The organism is Alkalibacterium thalassium (assembly GCF_900101165.1).
GTDB lineage: Bacteria > Bacillota > Bacilli > Lactobacillales > Carnobacteriaceae_A > Alkalibacterium > Alkalibacterium indicireducens.
The window spans coordinates 1-20,739 of the sequence record NZ_FNFK01000036.1; the positions used below are offsets into that span (position 1 = coordinate 1).

General features: G+C 43.8%; 16 protein-coding genes and 1 riboswitch. Of the genes, 9 read left to right on the forward strand and 7 right to left on the reverse strand.

Features of this window, described 5'->3' with window-relative positions:
* Positions 1–746: 746 nt before the first annotated feature.
* Genes BLR76_RS07900 through BLR76_RS07910 form a run of 3 tightly spaced genes read right to left on the reverse strand, consistent with a single transcriptional unit; the run spans position 747 to position 4,318 of the window.
* Positions 747–2,648, reverse strand: coding sequence for a PTS fructose transporter subunit IIABC (locus BLR76_RS07900; protein WP_091267717.1), 1,902 nt, complete (start codon positions 2,646–2,648; stop codon positions 747–749).
* Complete coding sequence (gene pfkB, locus BLR76_RS07905) at positions 2,649–3,572, reverse strand: 1-phosphofructokinase (RefSeq protein WP_091267720.1); 924 nt, start codon at positions 3,570–3,572, stop codon at positions 2,649–2,651. It lies immediately after the preceding gene.
* Complete coding sequence (locus BLR76_RS07910; RefSeq protein ID WP_091267722.1) at positions 3,569–4,318, reverse strand: DeoR/GlpR family DNA-binding transcription regulator; 750 nt, start codon at positions 4,316–4,318, stop codon at positions 3,569–3,571. Before BLR76_RS07910 ends, pfkB begins: the two co-directional genes overlap by 4 nt.
* A gap of 211 nt (positions 4,319–4,529) precedes the next feature.
* Positions 4,530–4,709, forward strand: a riboswitch (Lysine riboswitch).
* A gap of 109 nt (positions 4,710–4,818) precedes the next feature.
* Between BLR76_RS07910 and BLR76_RS07915 the strand changes: the two genes are divergently transcribed.
* From BLR76_RS07915 to BLR76_RS07950, 8 genes are all read left to right on the forward strand, one after another.
* Positions 4,819–6,021, forward strand: coding sequence for an aspartate kinase (locus BLR76_RS07915; RefSeq protein WP_091267725.1), 1,203 nt, complete (start codon positions 4,819–4,821; stop codon positions 6,019–6,021).
* Between the two features lie 24 nt (positions 6,022–6,045).
* The gene (locus tag BLR76_RS07920; RefSeq protein WP_091267728.1) at positions 6,046–7,035 is read left to right on the forward strand and encodes an aspartate-semialdehyde dehydrogenase; all 990 of its coding nucleotides are present in this window, start codon (positions 6,046–6,048) and stop codon (positions 7,033–7,035) included.
* 1 nt (position 7,036) lies between these two features.
* Positions 7,037–7,918 (forward strand): 4-hydroxy-tetrahydrodipicolinate synthase, encoded by an 882-nt coding sequence (gene dapA / locus BLR76_RS07925; protein ID WP_091267730.1) that lies wholly within the window; start codon positions 7,037–7,039, stop codon positions 7,916–7,918.
* A 1-nt stretch (position 7,919) separates the two neighbouring features.
* Positions 7,920–8,654, forward strand: coding sequence for a 4-hydroxy-tetrahydrodipicolinate reductase (gene dapB, locus BLR76_RS07930; RefSeq protein WP_091267733.1), 735 nt, complete (start codon positions 7,920–7,922; stop codon positions 8,652–8,654).
* A gap of 3 nt (positions 8,655–8,657) precedes the next feature.
* A complete protein-coding gene (gene dapD, locus BLR76_RS07935) occupies positions 8,658–9,374 on the forward strand; it encodes a 2,3,4,5-tetrahydropyridine-2,6-dicarboxylate N-acetyltransferase (RefSeq protein WP_218121422.1) in 717 nt (238 codons plus the stop codon).
* Between the two features lie 103 nt (positions 9,375–9,477).
* A complete protein-coding gene (locus BLR76_RS07940; protein ID WP_091267738.1) occupies positions 9,478–10,638 on the forward strand; it encodes a M20 metallopeptidase family protein in 1,161 nt (386 codons plus the stop codon).
* Entirely contained in the window at positions 10,635–11,690 is a 1,056-nt protein-coding gene (locus tag BLR76_RS07945) for an alanine racemase (protein ID WP_091267741.1), read from the forward strand. Before BLR76_RS07940 ends, BLR76_RS07945 begins: the two co-directional genes overlap by 4 nt.
* Before the next feature lie 403 nt (positions 11,691–12,093).
* Positions 12,094–13,065: a hypothetical protein gene (locus tag BLR76_RS07950; protein ID WP_091267743.1), complete on the forward strand. Its 972-nt coding sequence runs from the start codon at positions 12,094–12,096 to the stop codon at positions 13,063–13,065.
* A gap of 66 nt (positions 13,066–13,131) precedes the next feature.
* Here the strand turns inward: BLR76_RS07950 and BLR76_RS07955 are convergent, their stop codons facing one another.
* The 3 genes from BLR76_RS07955 to pflB form a co-directional block, all read right to left on the reverse strand.
* Positions 13,132–14,058 (reverse strand): manganese-dependent inorganic pyrophosphatase, encoded by a 927-nt coding sequence (locus BLR76_RS07955; protein ID WP_091267745.1) that lies wholly within the window; start codon positions 14,056–14,058, stop codon positions 13,132–13,134.
* 128 nt (positions 14,059–14,186) lie between these two features.
* On the reverse strand, positions 14,187–14,939 hold the full coding sequence (pflA, locus tag BLR76_RS07960; protein ID WP_091267748.1) for a pyruvate formate-lyase-activating protein: 753 nt from the start codon (positions 14,937–14,939) through the stop codon (positions 14,187–14,189).
* A gap of 40 nt (positions 14,940–14,979) precedes the next feature.
* Positions 14,980–17,241 carry a formate C-acetyltransferase gene (pflB, locus tag BLR76_RS07965; RefSeq protein WP_091267750.1) on the reverse strand — a complete coding sequence of 754 codons (2,262 nt, stop codon included), beginning with the start codon at positions 17,239–17,241 and terminating at the stop codon, positions 14,980–14,982.
* 347 nt (positions 17,242–17,588) lie between these two features.
* Between pflB and adhE the strand changes: the two genes are divergently transcribed.
* The gene (gene adhE, locus BLR76_RS07970) at positions 17,589–20,186 is read left to right on the forward strand and encodes a bifunctional acetaldehyde-CoA/alcohol dehydrogenase (protein WP_091267754.1); all 2,598 of its coding nucleotides are present in this window, start codon (positions 17,589–17,591) and stop codon (positions 20,184–20,186) included.
* Between the two features lie 319 nt (positions 20,187–20,505).
* Here the strand turns inward: adhE and BLR76_RS07975 are convergent.
* Positions 20,506–20,739 (reverse strand): transposase (locus BLR76_RS07975; protein WP_143009217.1); only part of this gene is annotated, 234 nt, incomplete at its 5' end.

Below are 20,739 nucleotides of genomic sequence, written 5' to 3' on the forward strand. Positions count from 1 at the left end.
TGACCCATAGGTCTGCATATGCTCCTCTAATTCATAAACGGTCATCTCGTCTACACCGGGAGCTCCTTTGTTTTTAAGGACTTTTTGAATAGCTCTTTCCATGTTGTTTTTACTGACTACTCGGTCAATAAGTGAGATATCATTTTGTCTGTTCATATCTGCGTTACGCCCCTACGCACTCCTACATATTCTTTGCTTCCAGCTTATCCTTCTGTAGGTAGCCATCTCTACGAACTTAATCACGATGTTGGCTGCGATACTGGTGGCGTATCCACCTCCTTGATTTCCAAAATTGTTATTGTTCTGTCCTTCCTAGCCATAAGGCTAGTACTATGACGTCTGTTCCTGCGATTACTCGTCACAAAAAAATTGGCTGACTTCTCATCATTCGTTGTTACTACGAAATTATCTCGTTGATGAGATCTCCCCGGGTAAGAACGACAACCTTCCGCTCATGTCACTGCTCCATTTACTGTACAGGATTCGTGCAGTATTGGACTTCGCTTTGTTTGGCAAGCTCATCCGTCCTGATTCAGCCTTAGTATGGAGTTTCTGTTCGTCAGTGCGAGCTTTTGCGTCCGACTTCCTTCAGATTCCACCTCACGGTGGACACCCTTGTCATTCACTAACAGTTCCTACTGCAAAGCCTGTAGTGGACTTTCACCACCAAGTTGTCGCCCATGCCGGGCGCACCAAAAATGATCCTGCCCCTAATTAAAAGGCAGGATCAATGTATTATTTATATATTATACGAGTTCGTCTGCTTCAATGTTTGCTGATGACTGAGATACGTCTTTTTTCCACAACCCTAATACAACTGCAGATATGATAGAACCGATAAGCAGAGCAGCAACGAAGAATAACGGATTTTCACCGATTCCGATTACGAAGAGGCCGCCGTGAGGTGCTGGTACTGTAACGTTCCATAATTGAGTCAGTCCACCACCAATGGCTGCACCGAGTATGGATGATCCGATGACTCTCATTGGGTCAGCTGCTGCAAATGGAATGGCTCCTTCGGTAATAAACGATGCACCTAGTACAAAGTTAGATAGTCCAGATTGACGTTCGATATCAGTAAATTTGGATTTAAATAACAAAGTAGAAATAGCGATAGCTAATGGTGGAATCATTCCTCCGACCATAACCGCAGCCATTAAGCTTCCATCACCTGTGTCTCCAAAAATACCAATAGAGAAAGCATAAGCTGCTTTATTGACAGGGCCACCCATATCAACGGCCATCATTCCACCCAGAACAGCACCTAAAATCACCGCATTACCCGTTCCTAGATTTTCCAGGAAACCGATCATTGCATTGTTAATGACGGCAAAGAATGGACCTATCAGGAAGAACATGAGAAGACCAACTGCTAGCAGTCCTAATACTGGGTAAAGAAGAATAGATTTAAGTCCTTCGAAAGTTTTTGGTACATTTTTTAGTGATTTCTTGATCAGGTTCATGACATAACCAGCAACGAAACCGGCTACTAGTCCACCAAGGAACCCTGCATCGCTTTCTACTGCAAGCAGTCCACCTGCCATACCTGGAAGGAGTCCCGGACGATCAGCAATACTGTAGGCAATGTATCCAGCCAGAATCGGGATCAGGAACGTAAAGGCAGATCCACCGATCGAATTAAGTGAAGTAAATAGAATACTGTCATCACCTAGCTGTGCTTCGAATAAGAATGACAGAGCCAGGAGAATTCCTCCACCAACGACGAATGGGAGCATATGAGACACCCCGTTCATCAGGTCTTTATAGATCGACTGCCAGCCGCTGCCTCGTTCAGTATCATCGGCATCGCTTGAAGCTGATGACCCTTCTGCCTGAAAAATAGGTGCATTACCTGCAACGGCACGTGTGATCAATTCTTCGGGCTTATTGATGCCCTCGGAAACCGGACGCTGCAATACAGGTTTTCCGTTGAATCGAGCCATGTCCACTTTCTTGTCTGCAGCAACGATGACGCCGTCAGCTCGTTTGATTTCTTCAGCCGTCAACTTGTTCTTCGCTCCGTCCGTACCGTTCGTTTCTACACGGATCTCAACACCCATCTCAGCTGCTTTTCGCTTCAATGCATCTTCTGCCATATAGGTATGGGCAATTCCAGTAGGACAAGCTGTTACAGCGACAACAAATTTCTGGTCGCTTCCTGCATTCTTAGCCGTTTTTTCTCTAACGACTTGTTCTTCTTCATCTTCTTTAAAGATATTCTGTACTTCTTCAGGGGTACGAACTTGCTTAAGGTTCGATACAACTGACTCGTCGACAAGCTTTCTGGAAAGAGATGCCAGAACTTGAAGGTGAAGGTCGTTTCCGCCTTCAGGAGCTGCAATCATAAAGAACAGTTCAACGGGCTGGTTATCCAGCGCTTCATACTCTACACCTTTAGATGATTTGGCAAAAAGAACAGCTGGTTCTTTTACCGCTTTGTTCTTGGCGTGAGGCATGGCAATCCCATTACCCAGTCCTGTAGAGGTCTGACTTTCCCGGTTCATGATTCCTGTCTTGAATGTTTCTACGTCACTGATTACATTTTTCTCAGCAAGTCGCTGGATCATTTCATCGATAACGGCTTCTTTAGAAGTCGCTTCAAGGTCCATGATCATTAAATCTTTTCTCAATACATCATTGATCTGCATTTACTTTTCCTCCCATTTTTCGACCGTTACGGTTTTCAGAACGGCCTGTATGTCTTTTTCTGTTGCCAAGTCTGTATTAAAAGCCGTAGCTGTTCCACAGGCTACGCTGTAACGGAACGCTTCTTTCGCATCCTGCGTGTCGCTGTATACACCTGTAAATCCGGCTACCATCGAATCACCTGCTCCGACAGAATTTACCAGCTGACCTTCTTCTGCTTTTCCGTGATAAATTTCATCCTTAGTAAACAGAACAGCACCGTCTTTGCCCATGGACACGATTACGTGCTTGGCTCCTTTGCTTACTAGCTCTTTTCCGTAATGGATCAGCTTTTCATTCGAATCGATACGCGTCGAATACAGTGCCTCGAGTTCGTGAATATTAGGCTTGGCGAGCAGCGGCTGATTGCCGAGAGCATCCATCAGTTCTTTACCCGTCGTGTCTATGACGAATTCAGCCTGTTTCTCATTAATCCGTTCAATCAGAACCTGATAAAAATCATCCGGCATCCCACCTGGTTTACTGCCTGATAGAATGACGATATCTCCTTGATTCAGATCGGACATCTGGTCGAGAAGACGATTCTGGTCATCTCTGGAAATCATTGGACCTGAACCGTTAAGCTCAGTTTCTTCAGATCCTTTGATTTTGACATTGATTCGTGTGTCATCGTTAACTTCTATGAACCGTGTACTGATTGTCTGACTTTCAAGCGTCTCTTTTATGAATGCACCCGGAAACCCTCCAATGTAGCCTAGCGCGATAGAAGGTTTGTCGAGAGCTTTGAGTACGCGAGAAACGTTGATTCCTTTACCTCCAGGGAATTTCTGGCTTTTATCAAAACGGTTCAAATCACCTAGTCTGATCTGTTCATCTGGAAAGATGACATAATCGATCGATGGATTGAGTGTCACCGTATAAATCATAAGTTCACCTCTATTACTTTAGTTAATTCTGCGACTGTTCTATGTTCTTCTGCAAGAGATGTGGTAATGACTGCACAATCGTCTATGTCTGCCACTTTAGCAAACGTGACTTCATTAAATTTAGTCGGGTCTGCTAATACATACGTCGCATTTGACTGTCGGATGGCTTTTTTCTTCACAGCTGCCTCTTCAACATCCGGTGTAGTAAAGCCTGCTTCTGGATCGACACCATTCATACCCAAGAATGCTTTGGTAAAATGGTATTCTCCCAGCTGATCTGCCGCAACTGAACCGATGACCGCTTTTGTCCGTTTCTTGATGCGCCCGCCGATAAGTATCGCTTCGATCTGGTAATCGGCCAGACGTGCTGCATGGGGCACACCATTCGTTACTACCGTAATATCCTTATCCGCAAGCAGTGGTATCATCTCATAGGTTGTCGACCATGCGTCCAGAAAAACCACCTCATGTTCTTCAATCAGTGCAATTGCTTTTCTGGCTATCGCCTGCTTCTCATGAGTGTTTTTGACTGTTTTGTCTTCCATAGAAGCCTCATCAGCAGGCAGACGCTTTCTTCTGGCTCCTCCATGAATACGTACCAGCCTGTCCTGATTTTCAAGCTCGGTCAAGTCCCGTCTAATTGTGGATTCAGAATGGTTAAGTTGATCGATCAGTTCTTGTACTGTGATCGTATTTTTTTCATTCAGCATCTTCAGTATATAAGCATATCTGTCTTCTGTAAGCACTTACCTCACCTCTTCACAACTGATTTTACCATATGAAACGTTCACAAACAATATTTAACGGTCATTTTCATTCAAATTCATTCACTTTATAAAAAGGGACTGTCGAGTCTTTAATAGAGAAAATGCAATTAATTCAAAATATCATTTTACATCTCTAAGCATATTTGATAAGCTATTACTCAGGAACATTAAAATTATACAATTAAAGATTAGAACTGGATGAGGTGCGGAAATCATGAGTACTTATTTCATAAAGACCTGTAAGTCTGAAATAAGGAAAGGGAAATCTGCCGAAATGACTTGTTATTTACAGAGGATAAGTTGTTGGGTTGCATATGAACAATATGCAGACTGCCGTATAGCGTGTGCTTAACGGAGTGCTTCCACTTGTTTATGATAGGTTATTTAAAACAAGTCGGCATTCCCGGCTTGTTTTTTTTTAGTCAAAAAGCTGCACGGTTAAAGCATTCCGTTTTATCCAATCTGATAAAGGAGCGCCTATGAAAAGAAGTGTACTAAAGTTCGGTGGATCAAGTGTGGCCGACTTCTCAAAAATAAAAAATATTGCGCAGTACATTAAGGAGCGTGTAGAAGCTGACGAGCAGCTGGTTGTCGTTGTCTCTGCTATGGGAAAGACTACTGACCAGCTTCTGGCATCAGTTAATGAACTGACATCTAAACCGAATGACAAAGACCTAGCGATGCTTCTGACGACAGGTGAACAGCAGACCATTTCATTCCTGTCTCTGGCACTCAATGATCTGAATGTCAATGCGAAGCCTCTTACAGGCTACCAGGCCGGCATCGAAACGATCGGCAAGCACCTTAAAAGTAAGATTTCATCAATCAAGACTGATCTGCTTGAACAATTGTTTGAAGAGCAGAACATACTGATTGTAGCCGGATTTCAAGGATTCAATAAGGCCGGTGAACTGACGACCCTTGGCAGAGGCGGATCCGACACGACAGCTGTAGCCATTGCATCTGCTCTTGACTGCCCATGTGAGATTTACACCGATGTGACTGGAGTCTTTTCTACAGATCCTCGTGTTTACCCTGAAGCCAAGCGTTGGGACACGATCTCTTTTGAAGAAATGATGGAAATGTCAGCTCTTGGTGCCTGTGTACTGGAGACTAGAAGCGTGGAACTGGCCAATAATCACAATATCCCTATTTATCTTGGAAAAACACTCTCTAATGAGAAAGGAACATGGATCGTGCCGAATGATCAAATGCTTGAAAGAAAAGCCGTGACAGGTGTAGCTCTGGACAAAGAGATGGCCCACGTCACTATCACCTACCCTAACGAAAGTCAGTCCTTCCTGCATGACTTGTTCATCAAACTGGAAGAAGCTGAAATCAATATCGATATGATTTCTCAGATTCAGAATCAGGATGGCCTTCAGCTGTCATTTACATTCAAGGAATCTGAAGAAAGAGAACTTAACGAACTATTCGACTCGCTTAAGTCGGATTATGATCATCTCTATGTTAAAATCGAAACAACTTACTGCAAAGTATCAGTCATCGGGGCTGGAATGAGAGACATGACTGGTATCGCATCAAAAATTTTCAAGACCTTGATAGAATCTGATATCCCCTTCTATCAGGTCACCACCTCAGAAATTAGTGTCTCCTATGTAGTCGATGGAGAAAACGGTGAAAAAGCCACACGTATACTCTGTCAGACATTTGATTTATAAGAAAAGCGAAAGGATGATTTAACTATGGTATCACTAGCTCTAGTTGGAGCAACTGGCTTAGTCGGTCAGACCATGCTTCAGCTCCTGGACGAGGAATCGATTCCTTTTGATTCCCTTACCCTGTATTCATCAGCCCGTTCAGCTGGAAAAGAAGTAACCTTTAAAGGAAACACGTATATAGTAGAAGAACTGACAGAAGAACACGTCAGAAACAGTCAGTATGATTACGTGTTGATGTCTGCCGGAGGAGGAACAAGTCTCGAGTACGCTCCTATCTTTGAAGAAACAGGTGCAGTCATCATTGATAACTCTAGTGCCTGGAGAATGGATGATTCAGTAGACCTGGTCGTTCCAGAGGTCAACCGCGCATCATTGAAGCGTAAGCTGATTGCCAATCCAAACTGCTCCACTATTCAGTCTGTGGTCCCCTTGAAGCCTTTAGCCGATAATTTCGGTGTCACTCGTGTCGCCTATACAACCTATCAGTCTGTATCAGGGTCCGGCTGGAAAGGGATAGAGGATTTGGACCGCGGAGAAAAAGGAGAAAAACCTCAGAACTACAACCACCCAATCTATCACAACGTCATTCCACAGATCGATGTCTTTATGGAAGACGGCTATACTAAAGAAGAACAGAAAATGATCAAGGAAACACAGAAAATACTGAATCAGCCCGATTTAGACGTGACGGCAACATGCGTTCGTGTCCCCGTTCCGCATGCACATGCAGTAGCCATGAACGTGACACTGGAAAAAGAAGTAAGTGTGGAAGAAATCAGACAATCGCTCGAAGGCTTTCCTTCTGTTGTACTGATGGATGACCCTGAGAACGAAATTTACCCTACACCGCTTGATGCTGCTCATAAAAAAGGCGTTTACGTCGGACGGATCAGAAAAGATCCAAGTCTGCCGAACTCGTATCATTTATGGTCAGTAAGCGACAATATACTGAAAGGCGCCGCGTGGAATGCCGTTCAGATACTTGACCAACTGATTAAAGGAGAGGAAAACTGATATGACCCGTTTATTTACTGGAGCAGCTGCAGCAGTCACGACCCCTTTGGTTGACGGTGCTGTTGATTACGATGCATTACGTGCTCACCTTAAGTTTTTGAAAGAAAACAGCATCCAGTCTTTTGTCATCAATGGAACAACTGGTGAAGGCTCAACTCTGACAGCAGAAGAAAAACGCAATTGTCTGAAGATTGCTCTAGAAGTAGCCGACAAAGATATTCCAGTCATTGCCGGAACAGGATCGAACAATACAGCTCAGACGATCGCTGCATCCAAGGAAGCAGAAGACCTTGGTGTCGATGCCCTGCTCGTTATTACGCCTTACTACAACAAGACCAGTCAGAAAGGTCTTGTGGCACACTTTACAGCCGTTGCAGATGCCGTGTCGATTCCTGTCGTCTTATACGATGTCCCGTCTCGTACCGGCATGACGATTGCTCCTGAAACACTTCAGCTTCTGGCTAAACACGATAATATCGTTGCCTTGAAAGATGCTACAGGCGACTTTGCGCACTTCAGCCGGCTTCAGGCCGTCGTGGACGACAACTTCTCTTTCTACAGTGGAAACGATGACCTGGCTCTTCCCTACTTCGCACAGGGCGGGCATGGTATCATCTCAGTACTGGCCAATGCCTTGCCAAATGAATACCAAAAATTGTTTGAGCAGGCGACTACTGATCACAAAGCAGCCCTTGAGACCCATCAGCTGCTTTTCCCGTTAGTGGATGCATTAGGTGTGGATGTCAATCCTATTCCTATCAAGGTTCTTGTCAGTCACCTGGGTTATGGCGAATACGAAATGAGACTGCCTCTTGTAAAATTGGAAGAAAAAGATTCAGACGTGCTGATCAGCTTGTTTGATTCCATCAGAAAGGACGGGTAATATGAAGCTGTTGTTAGTCGGTTATGGCGCAATGAATAAACGTGTCGCTGCACTGGCGGAAAAAGGCGGGCATTCGATCGCCGGTGTGATCACACCAGTCGAAGAAGAGAACTGCCCTTACCCTCTTTTCACATCCTTTGATGATCAGCTGCCTGAAGCGGACGTTCTGATCGACTTTTCTCATCCGGATCTGACCAAGCGCATGCTGCAGTCTGATTTGACTATCCCAATGGTCATTGCGACGACCGGAGAAAAAGATACTCTGGTCAAATTGATGCAGGAAAAGGCGGAGTCCGCTCCAGTCTTCTTTTCTGCCAACATGAGCTATGGGGTGCATATCGTCACTCAACTGCTCGAGCACATCGCACCGCTTATGGACGCTTACGATATCGAAATGATCGAAAAGCACCATAATAAAAAAATCGATGCGCCAAGCGGAACATTAATCAAGCTGCTTGATGCGATCAAGGATAACGGCCGTCAGGATGCCAAGGAAGTTTACGACCGCAGTCAGGTCACCGAAAAAAGAGACAAGAAAGACATCGGCATTTCCACCATCCGCGGCGGAACGATCGTCGGTGAACACGAAGTCCTGTTTGCGGGTGTGGATGAAGTCATTTCCATCAAGCATACGGCTCAATCCAAAGACATTTTCGCCAACGGTGCCTTGACAGTGGCCGAAAAACTGATCAACAAAACTAATGGGTTTTATACCTACAATAATTTAGGAGTGTAAATAATGAAAGAATTCAGCGCAAAAGAAATCATCCAGTACATCAGTGACTCAGAAAAGACGACCCCTCTAAAAATATATGTGAACACATCTATGAAGAAAGACGAATTTCCCGATACGTTCAAAGTCTTCGGATCTGAAGGCAGCTATACAATTTTCACTGACTTGAACGACTGGAAACCCTTCTTCAATGAAAACAGTGACGCATTAGCTGATCTGGTCATTGAGCAGGATCGTCGTAATTCAGCCATTCCATTACTCGATGCAACAGAAGTCAATGCCCGCATCGAACCGGGTTCATTCATCAGAGAACATGCGGTCATCGGTGACAGTGCAGTCATTATGATGGGCGCAGTCATAAATATCGGTGCTGTCGTCGGAGAAGGAACTATGATCGACATGGGTGCTATTCTTGGTGGTCGTGCGATTACCGGTAAGAATGTTCACGTTGGAGCCGGTGCCGTTCTCTCAGGAGTCATCGAGCCAGCCAGCGCTAAACCCGTCGTCGTTGAAGACAACGTACTAATTGGTGCTAATGCTGTTGTACTTGAAGGCGTTACGATCGGTAAAGGCTCAGTCGTTGCTGCAGGTGCCATCGTCACAGAAGATGTTCCCGAAAACACTGTCGTTGCCGGTGTCCCTGCCCGCAAGATCAAAAACACAGATGAAGTCGAATCGGATAAAGTGGCTATTATTTCTGCACTTAGACAGTTGAAGAAATAAGAGTAGCACAACTTAACCTCATCTAATGCACCAACCTAACTAATGCAATTCTGATCATAAATAAGAGACATCTGCAGACTGTCCGAATCAACTGGAGGATGACATGACTGATTTACTAGAAAGAGCTATAAAACACAGACAGTTCCTACATCAAATTCCGGAGCTGTCCTTTAAGGAATTTAAAACAACCAACTATATAAGACAGCAGCTCAGCTATCTGGACATTCCCTACTTCGAACCTTTGGAAACAGCTACGGTCGTCTATTTCAAAGGGACTTCTGATGACAAAGAAACGATCGGGTTCAGAGCAGATATCGATGCGCTACCGATAAAGGAAGAAACAGATCTGCCTTATCGATCATCCCATGAAGGTGCAATGCATGCATGCGGTCATGATGGGCACGCTTCTATTCTTCTTACTTTTGCCGAATGGCTCAAGGAACAGCATGACGCGGGGCATTTACACAAGAATGTCTTGCTGATTTTCCAGCCGTCTGAAGAATCAAATGCCGGTGCCGATGCACTGATTCAAGCTTTTCCTTTCGAAGAATACCACGTTTCACAGATATACGGTCTGCACCTCGGTCCGGATATTCCGGAAGGCACCCTGGCGACTAAACCAGGTTTTCTGATGGCTAGTGCAACTGAATACCGTATTCGTGTTAAAGGACTGTCTGCTCACGTGGCTCAGAAAGATAAGGGTAACAGTGCACTTGGCGCAGTGACTCAGATTGCAACACAACTCTCACAAGTTCAGCACTACTTTCTGAACGGGCTACATCAGAATATTCTTCATATTGGAAAACTCTATGCCGGAGAAGCCATTAATACGGTTGCGTCAGAAGGCTATATTGAAGGTACGATTCGCACATACGATCCAGAAGACCTTGAACGCATAAAAGTTAAAATGGAAGAAATCATCAGTGCAACCGATTCATTATACAAAACTGAATCCAAGCTGACTTTGGCTAAAGGGTATCCTTCAGTCTACAATAATGATGAACTGATAGATACTGTGACAGAAAGCAGCAGACGGGCTAACTTATCTCTAGAATTACTGAAAGAACCTTATCTCTTTGGTGAGGACTTCTCATTTTATTCGTCTATTGCCAAAACGAACTTCGCTTTTCTAGGTGTCAGAAATGAAGAAAAAGGATACATCCATGGCCTCCATACTGCATTGTTCAATTTTGACGAATCGATGCTAGAAAAAGGGGTGCACTACTATCAGTCAATCCTTCATACATTAGGAGCTTTGACATGACAGCACGATTGATCAGAAATCAGAAACGGCTGGCTGAACAGGCGCGGAGCATTCAGAGTCAGGTCCAGACGATCGCAATTGTTAAAAACGATGCGTATAACTTTGGATTGAAAGACACCTTCGATGCCTTCTACCATGGAGGAATCCGGGCATTTGCTACGACTAACCTGAAAGAAGCCAAACGTCTCAGGAGTTATGACCCGAATGTCCTGGTGCTCCTTCTCGATCCGTCAACTGCATTTGATGAACTAAGACAGCATGACATCACCTTGTCCGTCCCCTCCTTCGAATTTTACTCAACCTATAGAGATGAGCTCGAAGGACTGTCGGTACAACTGGTGTTCAGAAATGATCTGAATCGACTGGGCTTTACTTCTTCTAAAGATATGCTGACGGTATTGGAAGATGACCTGCTTGATGTTAATGGTATCTGGACTCATTTTGCTTATGCTGATGATTTCGAAACAGACCGTCATGCTAATGAGGTGGCAAACTGGCAGGCTGTGCTGAAGGATCTAAATGACCATTTATCTGATTTGACCTATATCCATGCGCAGAATAGTGCGTCCTTTTTAAGAGAAGGCCTGCACGAGGGTCATACACATATCCGCGGAGGCGTCATTCTCTACGGGACACGTCCATATTATCAAGGGCTGGATGAAGTGATCGCCATGCAGACCGTTGAAGTCACCGCTAACGTGATAGAAATTACCGATGTGCCGGCTGGACAGAATGCCGGATATTCTGCAGCTTTCAGAGCAGAAAAACCTACCCGACTGGCAGTTTGCGATATCGGGTATGGTAATGGACTGATCCTGTCTAGAAGAGACTTCCCTGTACTGATCAATGACCAGTCTTATCCAATAAGAGTAATGATGATGAGCCACCTGCTTGTCGAAATCGATGAGTCTGTCTCTGTAGGAGATAAAGTGGTCTTGTATAACGACCAGCTGCGCTTTGACTGGTTTACTGAACACGGTGCCGGATCCTTCTCACAGCAGATGGCTGCTTTCAACAAGGAAACTTTTGTGGAAGAGTTCATTCCATACTAAATACTATTCTAGAGACAAAAAACACCTTGTATAATTCGTAAAAGCAATGGGAGACCCAATAGAGATAGGGGCTCTCATTGCTTATTTTTTTCTCAATATAGTCCTTAAATTCCGGTGGCTTGAACACTATAACCAGAACAGAATCTACCAACGCCCCAAATTGCTCTCTATCTGATAACAAACCTCCCCACTGCTTGTAAACAACTGTACTAAAGAAGTAAAACGTTAGAATAATATGACAACAGTTTAATAAATTGCTATTTTAAATGATTTTGTGAAAAAAGTTTTATTTTATTGGTTGTTTATGATACACTCACAATATAGGAGATAGCGATTACTTACTTAATCCGCATCTTTTTTTACCTTTTCATGTGAATTAACTCACTAAGAAGGAGCGAATACAGTGATTACCTTGGCTAGTTTTATATTTTTGATTCTGACCGCTCTGCTTATCTTTCAGTCGATGTTATCCAGTACCATTCAAAACTTGAATATCTTTCTGTTCGCTATTGTGGCCCTCTCAGCCTTTTCTTTACTGTTCCAGATACGAACGGAATGGACTGATTTAAAAGGTACTGTCAAAACCAATGCGGCTACCTTGGCAAGCAGTTCCGCATACACACTTCTGGCTCTGACAGGAGGCACCTACCTGACCTTTTTCTTAAACCATTCATTTGGAATAGGCGGTGTGCTTGCATCCAGTACCGTAGGGCTTGCAGGAGCATGGGCAGTCAGAAAATACGCAGCAGCAATTTACTGTGGATCTTTTATAGGTATGGCGTGCAGCATTATTTTTTCAAACCCTCTTTCACTTCTGCTTGCCAGCATCATTTCAGGTGCCTTGTTTATTCTCTCATCCAATATTTTTGTTGGCTATGGAGGAAAACTTGGATTCATGGCCTTTGCTGGAACCTACAGTGCTTCTGCACTTATAGGTACACCTTTGAGAACAATAGATCCACTTTCCAGAAATTTATACTTCCTTGTTTTACTGTTTGTCATAATCGCTGGCATGGCTACCTATGTTCTTCAGAAAGCCCTAGAGATGGATGCTGTGACAGCTTCCGCTTTAGTAGGGCTGGTCATTGCCTTGTTATTCCCAGACGCAACCCATACAGTGGTCGTAGCTGCCTTCTGCGCAACTTTTACTGGAATGGTATCCCCTGTTAGAGTATCGACCTACCGTCAGATGCTCTTTTTAAGTGTCCTGACAGGCATACTCTTCATAGCTGCTTTTTCCCTATTTGACGGATCAGGTGGGAAACTGGGTGCCATCGCCTTTCTTTCCACAGTCAGCGGATCAGGGATGATCACTGGTCTCAAGCTGATTAGGAAACGACTCCAGTGTTCAAATGAAAAGTCATACTCTATTTAAATACAACAGAACACCCCTGCTGACAGTTTCAAAACCAGCAGGGGTGTTCTTTTATCATTCATCTAACTAACTTAATGCTTTGGTCAATGGAGGAACAACTTGTTTCTTCCTTGACACAACACCTTCAAGAAGGATCAGGTCATTGTCTACTTCTTTATCAAATGCTTCTGCAGCTTCAGCTTTCTGATCTCCATGAATCAGCGCAACTGAGTCGCTTTCCAGCACGTTTGTTATAACGAGTAGAAACAGATCATAATCCTCAGCTTTACTTTGAGCAGCCATCTCCTCAAGCAGTTCATTCTTACGGTTAAGAACCTCATCCACGTCGACCACATTGACCTGTCCAATGCGAACAGTCAGGTCGCCCATCGGAAAGTTCTTGGCATCTGAATTCAGAATCTGATCAGCAGACTTGTCGGCCGTATTCGTACCGGCTTTCAGCAAATCTTTCCCGTATGCTTCAAGCTCGACACCTGCCAGCTCAGCAAGCTCTCTAGCTGCTTCTTCATCTTCAGGTGTGCATGTCGGTGATTTGAGAAGCAGGGTATCTGAAATGATAGCTGACAGCATCAGTCCGGCGATGTCTTTAGGTACATCGATCCCATTTTCCTTGTATAATTTCAAAATGATGGTGTTTGTGCATCCCACAGGCTCTGCTCTGTAATAAAGAGGATTAGCCGTCTGGAAGTTGGCAATACGGTGATGATCAACAACGGCCATGATATCAACTTTATCGATATCTGATACACTTTGCTGAGCTTCATTGTGATCGACCAGCATGACTTCATCTACTTCATCGGAAGCTGAAGAGATGACTCTTGGTGCTTTTGTATTGAAGAAATCAAGGGCATATTTTGTTTCGTCTGTAACCTCTCCTAAAGCAACGGCCTCTGTGTTTTTCCCTAACTGATTCTGAAGATATGAAAAGCTGATGGCAGAAGTGATCGCATCAGTATCAGGACTTTGATGTCCGAAAATCAATAGTTTACTCACTGTCATTCTCCTTTGTGATAAATGTCTTTAATATAAGAATATAGTAATTTAGTGAAAAATTCAATCAAAGCAAAAAGAACTTTGCCTTTATCGTCTAACGAATCTTAGACAGGCAAAGTTCTTTAAAATCAGTTTGTCTGATATTTGTAAGTCTTAAGGATACGATTGGCATTTTCAACTCGTTCTGCCGTTGGTGGATCGATATGCTCCAGTTTGTAGGGAATACCGAGTTCCTTGTACTTGTATACACCCAGTTTATGGTACGGAAGGACTTCAACCTTCTCAACGCTGTCCAGCTGATCTATAAAGTCGCTCAACCGCTGAAGATACTCATCATAATCGGAGCGTTCAGGAACCAGGACATGTCTCAGCCACATAGGCACGTTTACTTCTGACAAGTAATTTGCCATATCCAGAATGCTCGTATTCGGATGCATCGTATATTTTTTATGAATCTCATTGTCGATATGCTTGATATCCATCAGAACAAGGTCTGTATACTTCATTAACTCCTGAAAGCGACTGAAAAAAGGTTCATCATAGGTGAAGGGTTGACCACAGGTGTCTAAAGACATATGGATCCCTTCTGCCTTAGCGAGCTTGAAAAGTTCGATCAGAAAGTCGATATGCAGCAGGGGTTCTCCACCACTTACTGTAATTCCGCCTTCTTCACCCCAATAGTCCTTATAGTCGATCGCTTTTTCGAGCAGTTCTTCGGGAGTGTACGGCGTGCCGCCTCCCATATTCCACGTATCGGGGTTATGGCAGAATTCACAGCGCATACGACACCCCTGCATAAACACCACGAATCGAATGCCCGGTCCATCAAGTGAACCGAATGTCTCGATCGAATGTACATATCCTACTGTTTTTTCTGCCATTTGTTGTTCCCCCTATAAATAAGTCCCTTACCGACTTGTCTTACATATTGTCATGGAATGTTCTGCTCAATACATCAAGCTGCTGTTCTCTCGTCAATTTGATAAAGTTTACCGCATAACCAGATACTCGGATCGTCAGCTGCGGGTACTCTTCCGGATGCTTCATAGCATTTTCAAGTGTTTCGCGGTTCAGCGCATTGACGTTCAGGTGGTGCCCACCTTTTTTGACATAGCCATCCAGCATTGCTGAGAGATTACGTTTTTGAGTCTCCTCTTCTTTTCCTAATGCTTTAGGAACGATAGAGAAGGTATTTGAAATACCGTCAAGCGACTGATCGTATGGCAGTTTCGCTACAGAGTTCAGACTTGCAAGAGCACCGTTTGTGTCTCTTCCGTGAAGCGGATTGGCGCCTGGTGCAAATGGCACGCCTGCTCTACGTCCGTCTGGTGTGTTTCCTGTCTTTTTACCGTATACGACGTTTGAAGTAATGGTCAGGATCGATGTTGTGTGTACTGCATTTCTGTAAGTTGGGTGTTTCTTAACTTTACTCATGAATGCCTTAAGCAGATCCACAGCGATCTGGTCAGCACGATCATCATTATTTCCGTACTTAGGATAATCGCCTTCGATGATATAGTCGACAACTAGGCCACTTTCATCTCTTACTGTTTTCACGGTTGCATACTTGATGGCGGACAGAGAATCGACTGTAACTGAGAATCCGGCAATTCCGGTAGCCATAGTACGGACAATTTCGGAATCATGAAGAGCCATTTCGATGCTTTCATAGCTGTACTTATCATGCATGTAGTGTATGATGTTCAGAGTATTGATATACATGCCTGAAAGCCAGTCAAGCATATCGTCGTATTTTTCCATGACCTCATCATAATCCAGAACTTCAGAAGTGATCGGACGGAATTTAGGCGCAACCTGAGTTTTCTTCATTTCATCTACGCCGCCATTGATGGCATAGAGTAAAGCTTTTGCCAGGTTTGCACGAGCTCCAAAGAACTGCATCTGTTTACCAATCGGCATAGCAGACACACAGCAGGCAATACCATAGTCATCGCCCCACTCTTCACGCATGATGTCATCATTTTCGTACTGTACCGCACTGCTTATGATAGATACTTTAGAGCAGTAGTTCTTGAATGCTGACGGAAGCTTAGTTGACCACAAAACAGTCAAGTTAGGTTCAGGAGCAGGACCCAGGTTGCTCAGCGTGTTTAAGAAGCGGTAGCTATTCTTAGTGACCAGGTGACGCCCATCGATTCCCACACCGGCAATTGCTTCTGTTACCCATGTTGGATCACCTGAAAACAGTTCATTGTATTCTGGCGTACGAACGAATTTTACAAGACGCAGTTTCATGACAAAGTGATCGACAAGCTCCTGTGCTTCTACTTCAGTCATGAGGCCTTCTTTAAGATCTCTTTCAATATAGATATCAAGGAAAGTTGATGTGCGGCCTAATGACATTGCGGCACCATTCTGTTCCTTGATTGCGGCCAGATAACCAAGATACAGCCACTGGAACGCTTCTACAGCTGTCCCGGCAGGACGTGAGATGTCAAATCCGTAAATGTTACCCAGTTCCTTCAGTTCGTGAAGAGCTTTTATCTGATCGCTCAGTTCTTCACGTTTACGGATAATATCTTCGCTCATCATAGCAGTATCTGACTGGGCTTTATCCGCTTCTTTCTCTTTTAGTAAACGGTCGACTCCATACAGCGTCACACGACGGTAATCACCGATGATTCTTCCACGGCCATAGGCATCAGGCAGACCGGTAATGACACCTGTGCGTCTCGCGTCTAGCATTTCAGGCGTATATGCATTGAACACTCCTTCATTATGCGTCTTTCTCCAGTCTCTGAAGATATGAGAGAGATAAGGATCTACTTCAAAACCATATGATTCTGCAGCCTGTTCCATCATTCGGATGCCGCCAAACGGCTGAAGTGAACGTTTGAATGGTTTGTCTGTCTGGAATCCGACAATTTTTTCTTTATCTTTAGTCAGATAAGCCGGTCCATGTGAAGTAATTGTTGAAACAATAGAAGTATCCATATCAAGGACTCCGCCTGCTTCACGTTCTTTTTTGTTAAGATCCATCACTTGTTCCCACAGCTCTTCTGTGTGTTTAGTTGGGCCTTCAAGGAACGACTCATCACCATCATACTGTGTGTAGTTACTCTGAATGAAGTTACGGACATCAATGGTATCTTTCCATTTCTTTCCCTTGAACCCTTCCCATAAAGTTTCCAAAGTCATCTCATCTGTGCGTTGCTTTTCCATACTCGATTCTCCTTTGTCTTTCACGTTTTTCTACATGTTCATTTTATCACATTGACTCACTTTATACAAGTGAATATTTGAACAATTAACGACAATAAAGGGGGAACTCTCCAACAAGTGCATATTGTGAGTTTAATCACAATATGTCACAAATCGGACACAATTGCCATTTTAAGCAAGCGATTTCACTGTGTTATGATGTGCTTGTAAAAAGATAAAAACAATTCAAGTGTTGAGCGTACAAGCTTTCTTCATTTTTCATCTTTATAAGACGATAGAATTGGAGGAAGACTTATTTTAATCTAATATTGCTCGATACTTCACTAACTAAACGGAGGGAACCCATTATGGTCAAAGTACTAGACAAAACTACCAAAGTAACAAATGTACAGAAAGATATCGATCAGTTAGTCACGAAAGCTAAAGCAGCTCTCGATAATATGTACAAACTCGATCAGGAACAAATCGATAACATCGTGAAGGAAATGGCTCTGGCTGCTCTTGATCAGCATATGCCTTTAGCTAAGCTGGCTGTAGAAGAAACTGGTCGTGGTGTATATGAAGATAAAATCATCAAAAACCTTTTTGCTTCAGAATACATCTACCACAGCATCAAACATGATAAAACAATCGGTGTAATAAATGAGAACGTTCATGAAGGCACAGTTGAAATTGCTGAACCGGTCGGTGTCATTGCCGGAGTTACACCAGTAACCAACCCTACTTCCACAACAATCTTTAAATCTATGATTTCTATTAAAACAGGTAACCCGATCATTTTCGCTTTCCACCCTTCTGCTCAGAAATCCAGTTCAGCTGCGGCACGTGCTGTTTACGAAGCAGCAGTTAAAGCAGGTGCACCGGAAAACTGTATTCAGTGGATCGAAAAACCGTCTGTCGAAGCGACACAGACTTTGATGAAACACGACGGAGTAGCTACTATTCTTGCAACTGGCGGATCAGGCATGGTTAAATCAGCCTACAGCTCAGGAAAACCTGCTCTTGGTGTTGGTGCCGGTAATGTCCCCTGCTATATTGAAAAGACTGCAAATGTCAAACGAGCAACGAACGACCTGATTCTTTCCAAAACATTCGATAACGGAATGATCTGTGCTTCTGAACAAGCGGTCATCGCTGATAAAGAAATATATGAAGAAGTGAAATCACAGTTGATTGACAACGGCTGCCACTTCCTGACTAAAGAGGAACGCATTAAAGTGGAGCAGCTGATGGTTTCAGAAGATAATCACTTGAATCCGGATATCGTGGGACGCTCAGCATATCAGATTGCTAAAATGGCAAACGTAAACGTGCCTGAAGATACGAAAATTCTTGTTGCTGAATACCCTGGTGTCGGAAGAGACTTCCCTCTCTCACGAGAAAAACTTAGCCCAGTACTGGCTGCCTACAAAGTCAATAGTTCTGAAGAAGGAATCAAACGTGCTGAAGAAATGCTTGCGTATGGTGGTTTAGGTCACTCAGCAGTTATCCATTCCAACGACGACCAGGTTATCAGCGAGTTTGACAGTCGAATGAAAGCGGGTCGTCTGATTGTCAACGCACCGTCATCTCAAGGTGCTATCGGTGACATCTACAATGCTTATCTCCCTTCTCTAACTCTAGGATGTGGATCGTTTGGAGGAAACTCAGTGTCAACTAACGTCAGTACTATGCATTTAATCAATGTGAAGAAACGTGCGAAACGTACAAACAATATGCAGTGGTTCAAGATTCCACCAAAAGTGTACTTTGAACGTAACTCTGTTCAGTATCTGGCAAAAATGCCCGACATTAAGAAAGCGTTCATTGTAACTGATCCTATGATGGTTGAACTGGGCTATGTTGACCGTGTCCTGTATCACCTGCGTAACCGCCAGGAGTATGTTCACTGCGAAATATTCTCAGATGTTGAACCGGATCCATCTAAAGAAACAGTTCTAAAAGGCGCAGAAGCAATGGCTGCTTTCCAGCCGGATGTCATCATCGCCTTGGGTGGAGGGTCTCCAATGGACGCAGCTAAAGGAATGTGGCTGTTCTACGAGCACCCAGATACAGACTTCAACGGCATCAAGCAGAAATTTATGGATATCAGAAAACGTGTCTACAAGTACCCTACTCTTGGAGAGAAAGCACAGTTCGTAGCAATCCCTACAACATCTGGTACTGGTTCTGAAGTAACGTCATTCTCCGTTATTACTGATACTGAAAAATCAACCAAGTATCCTTTGGCAGACTACGAGCTGACTCCGGATGTTGCGATTATTGATCCTCAGTTTGTCATGAGTGTGCCAAAAGTGGTTACAGCTGATACAGGTATGGATGTCCTGACTCATGCGATCGAAGCTTATGTGTCAAACATGGCCAACGACTACACTGACGGTCTGGCAATCAAAGCGATCCAGCTGGTATTCAAGCACCTGCCTGCTGCTTATCACAATGGTGATGACGAAGTAGCTAGAGAAAAGATGCACAACGCATCAACAATTGCCGGTATGGCCTTTGCGAATGCATTCCTGGGTATCAACCACAGTCTGGCACACAAACTGGGTGCACAATTCCACATCGCTCACGGACGCGCCAATGCAATCCTTATGCCACACGTGGTCCGCTATAATGCCAAGAAGCCAACTAAATTCGTTGCCTTCCCTAAATATGAGCACTTTATCGCAGATGTACGCTATGCTGAGATCGCAAAAGCACTTGATCTTCCAGCCAGCACGACTGAAGAAGGTGTCGAAAGTCTGATCAAAGCCATTTATGATCTTGCTAAAGAACTGGAGATTCCAATGGGTATCAAAAATAACGGCGTTGATAAAAAAGCTTTCGAAGCAGTTGTTGACGACATGGCTGAGCGTGCATTTGAAGATCAATGTACAACAGCTAATCCTAAAATGCCTTTAGTCAAAGAGCTCGCAGAAGTTTACCGTGCAGCTTTTAGAGGCTAAATTATTGCATAGGTAAATTTAATTCAAAAGACAAGACTGATCACTCGGTCTTGTCTTTTTTTGTAGATCAGTCAGTTTCAATTGTCTCCCCTGCTCTGCTGACCGCTAACTTTATTCTTGAGCATGTCTTTCTAACGGGAGCATATTAAACAGCCATGACTTAAGCTTCAATTAAGCATTATGGTGGTAAGTCAAGAGAATAGATTATAAATAGACAACCTAATTTCATAAAAAAGGGTGCACTGAACTAAACCGCCACGCATTCGAAAATACGTTCGGTTTATGTCTTCGGATAGTCGTCCTTAAGAAATAGTTTCTCTTAAGACTCCATCGCCTCCGATCTTGCGATATAGAGTTGGTGATCGCTTAGGAGTGCAAACACCAGACGCACTAATTTTCGTGCAGTTAAGACGAGGGCTCGTTTGTGTTGTGTTTTCGGTACTTCTTTATATTTTTTCTGGTAATAGGCTTCATACTCAGGAATATATCGTCTTACAGAGTTGGCAGCTTGAACTAAGTAATAACGTAAATAACGGTTTCCTGACTTAGACAT

Bases quoted from the DNA above. Each gene is read 5' to 3' on its own strand.
- BLR76_RS07900 (WP_091267717.1), bottom strand. From the start codon at position 2,648: ATGCAGATCAATGATGTATTGAGAAAAGATTTAATGATCATGGACCTT.
- pfkB (WP_091267720.1), bottom strand. From the start codon at position 3,572: ATGATTTATACGGTGACACTCAATCCATCGATCGATTATGTCATCTTT.
- BLR76_RS07915 (WP_091267725.1), top strand. From the start codon at position 4,819: ATGAAAAGAAGTGTACTAAAGTTCGGTGGATCAAGTGTGGCCGACTTC.
- BLR76_RS07920 (WP_091267728.1), top strand. From the start codon at position 6,046: ATGGTATCACTAGCTCTAGTTGGAGCAACTGGCTTAGTCGGTCAGACC.
- dapA (WP_091267730.1), top strand. From the start codon at position 7,037: ATGACCCGTTTATTTACTGGAGCAGCTGCAGCAGTCACGACCCCTTTG.
- dapB (WP_091267733.1), top strand. From the start codon at position 7,920: ATGAAGCTGTTGTTAGTCGGTTATGGCGCAATGAATAAACGTGTCGCT.
- dapD (WP_218121422.1), top strand. From the start codon at position 8,658: ATGAAAGAATTCAGCGCAAAAGAAATCATCCAGTACATCAGTGACTCA.
- BLR76_RS07940 (WP_091267738.1), top strand. From the start codon at position 9,478: ATGACTGATTTACTAGAAAGAGCTATAAAACACAGACAGTTCCTACAT.
- BLR76_RS07945 (WP_091267741.1), top strand. From the start codon at position 10,635: ATGACAGCACGATTGATCAGAAATCAGAAACGGCTGGCTGAACAGGCG.
- pflA (WP_091267748.1), bottom strand. From the start codon at position 14,939: ATGGCAGAAAAAACAGTAGGATATGTACATTCGATCGAGACATTCGGT.
- pflB (WP_091267750.1), bottom strand. From the start codon at position 17,241: ATGGAAAAGCAACGCACAGATGAGATGACTTTGGAAACTTTATGGGAA.
- adhE (WP_091267754.1), top strand. From the start codon at position 17,589: ATGGTCAAAGTACTAGACAAAACTACCAAAGTAACAAATGTACAGAAA.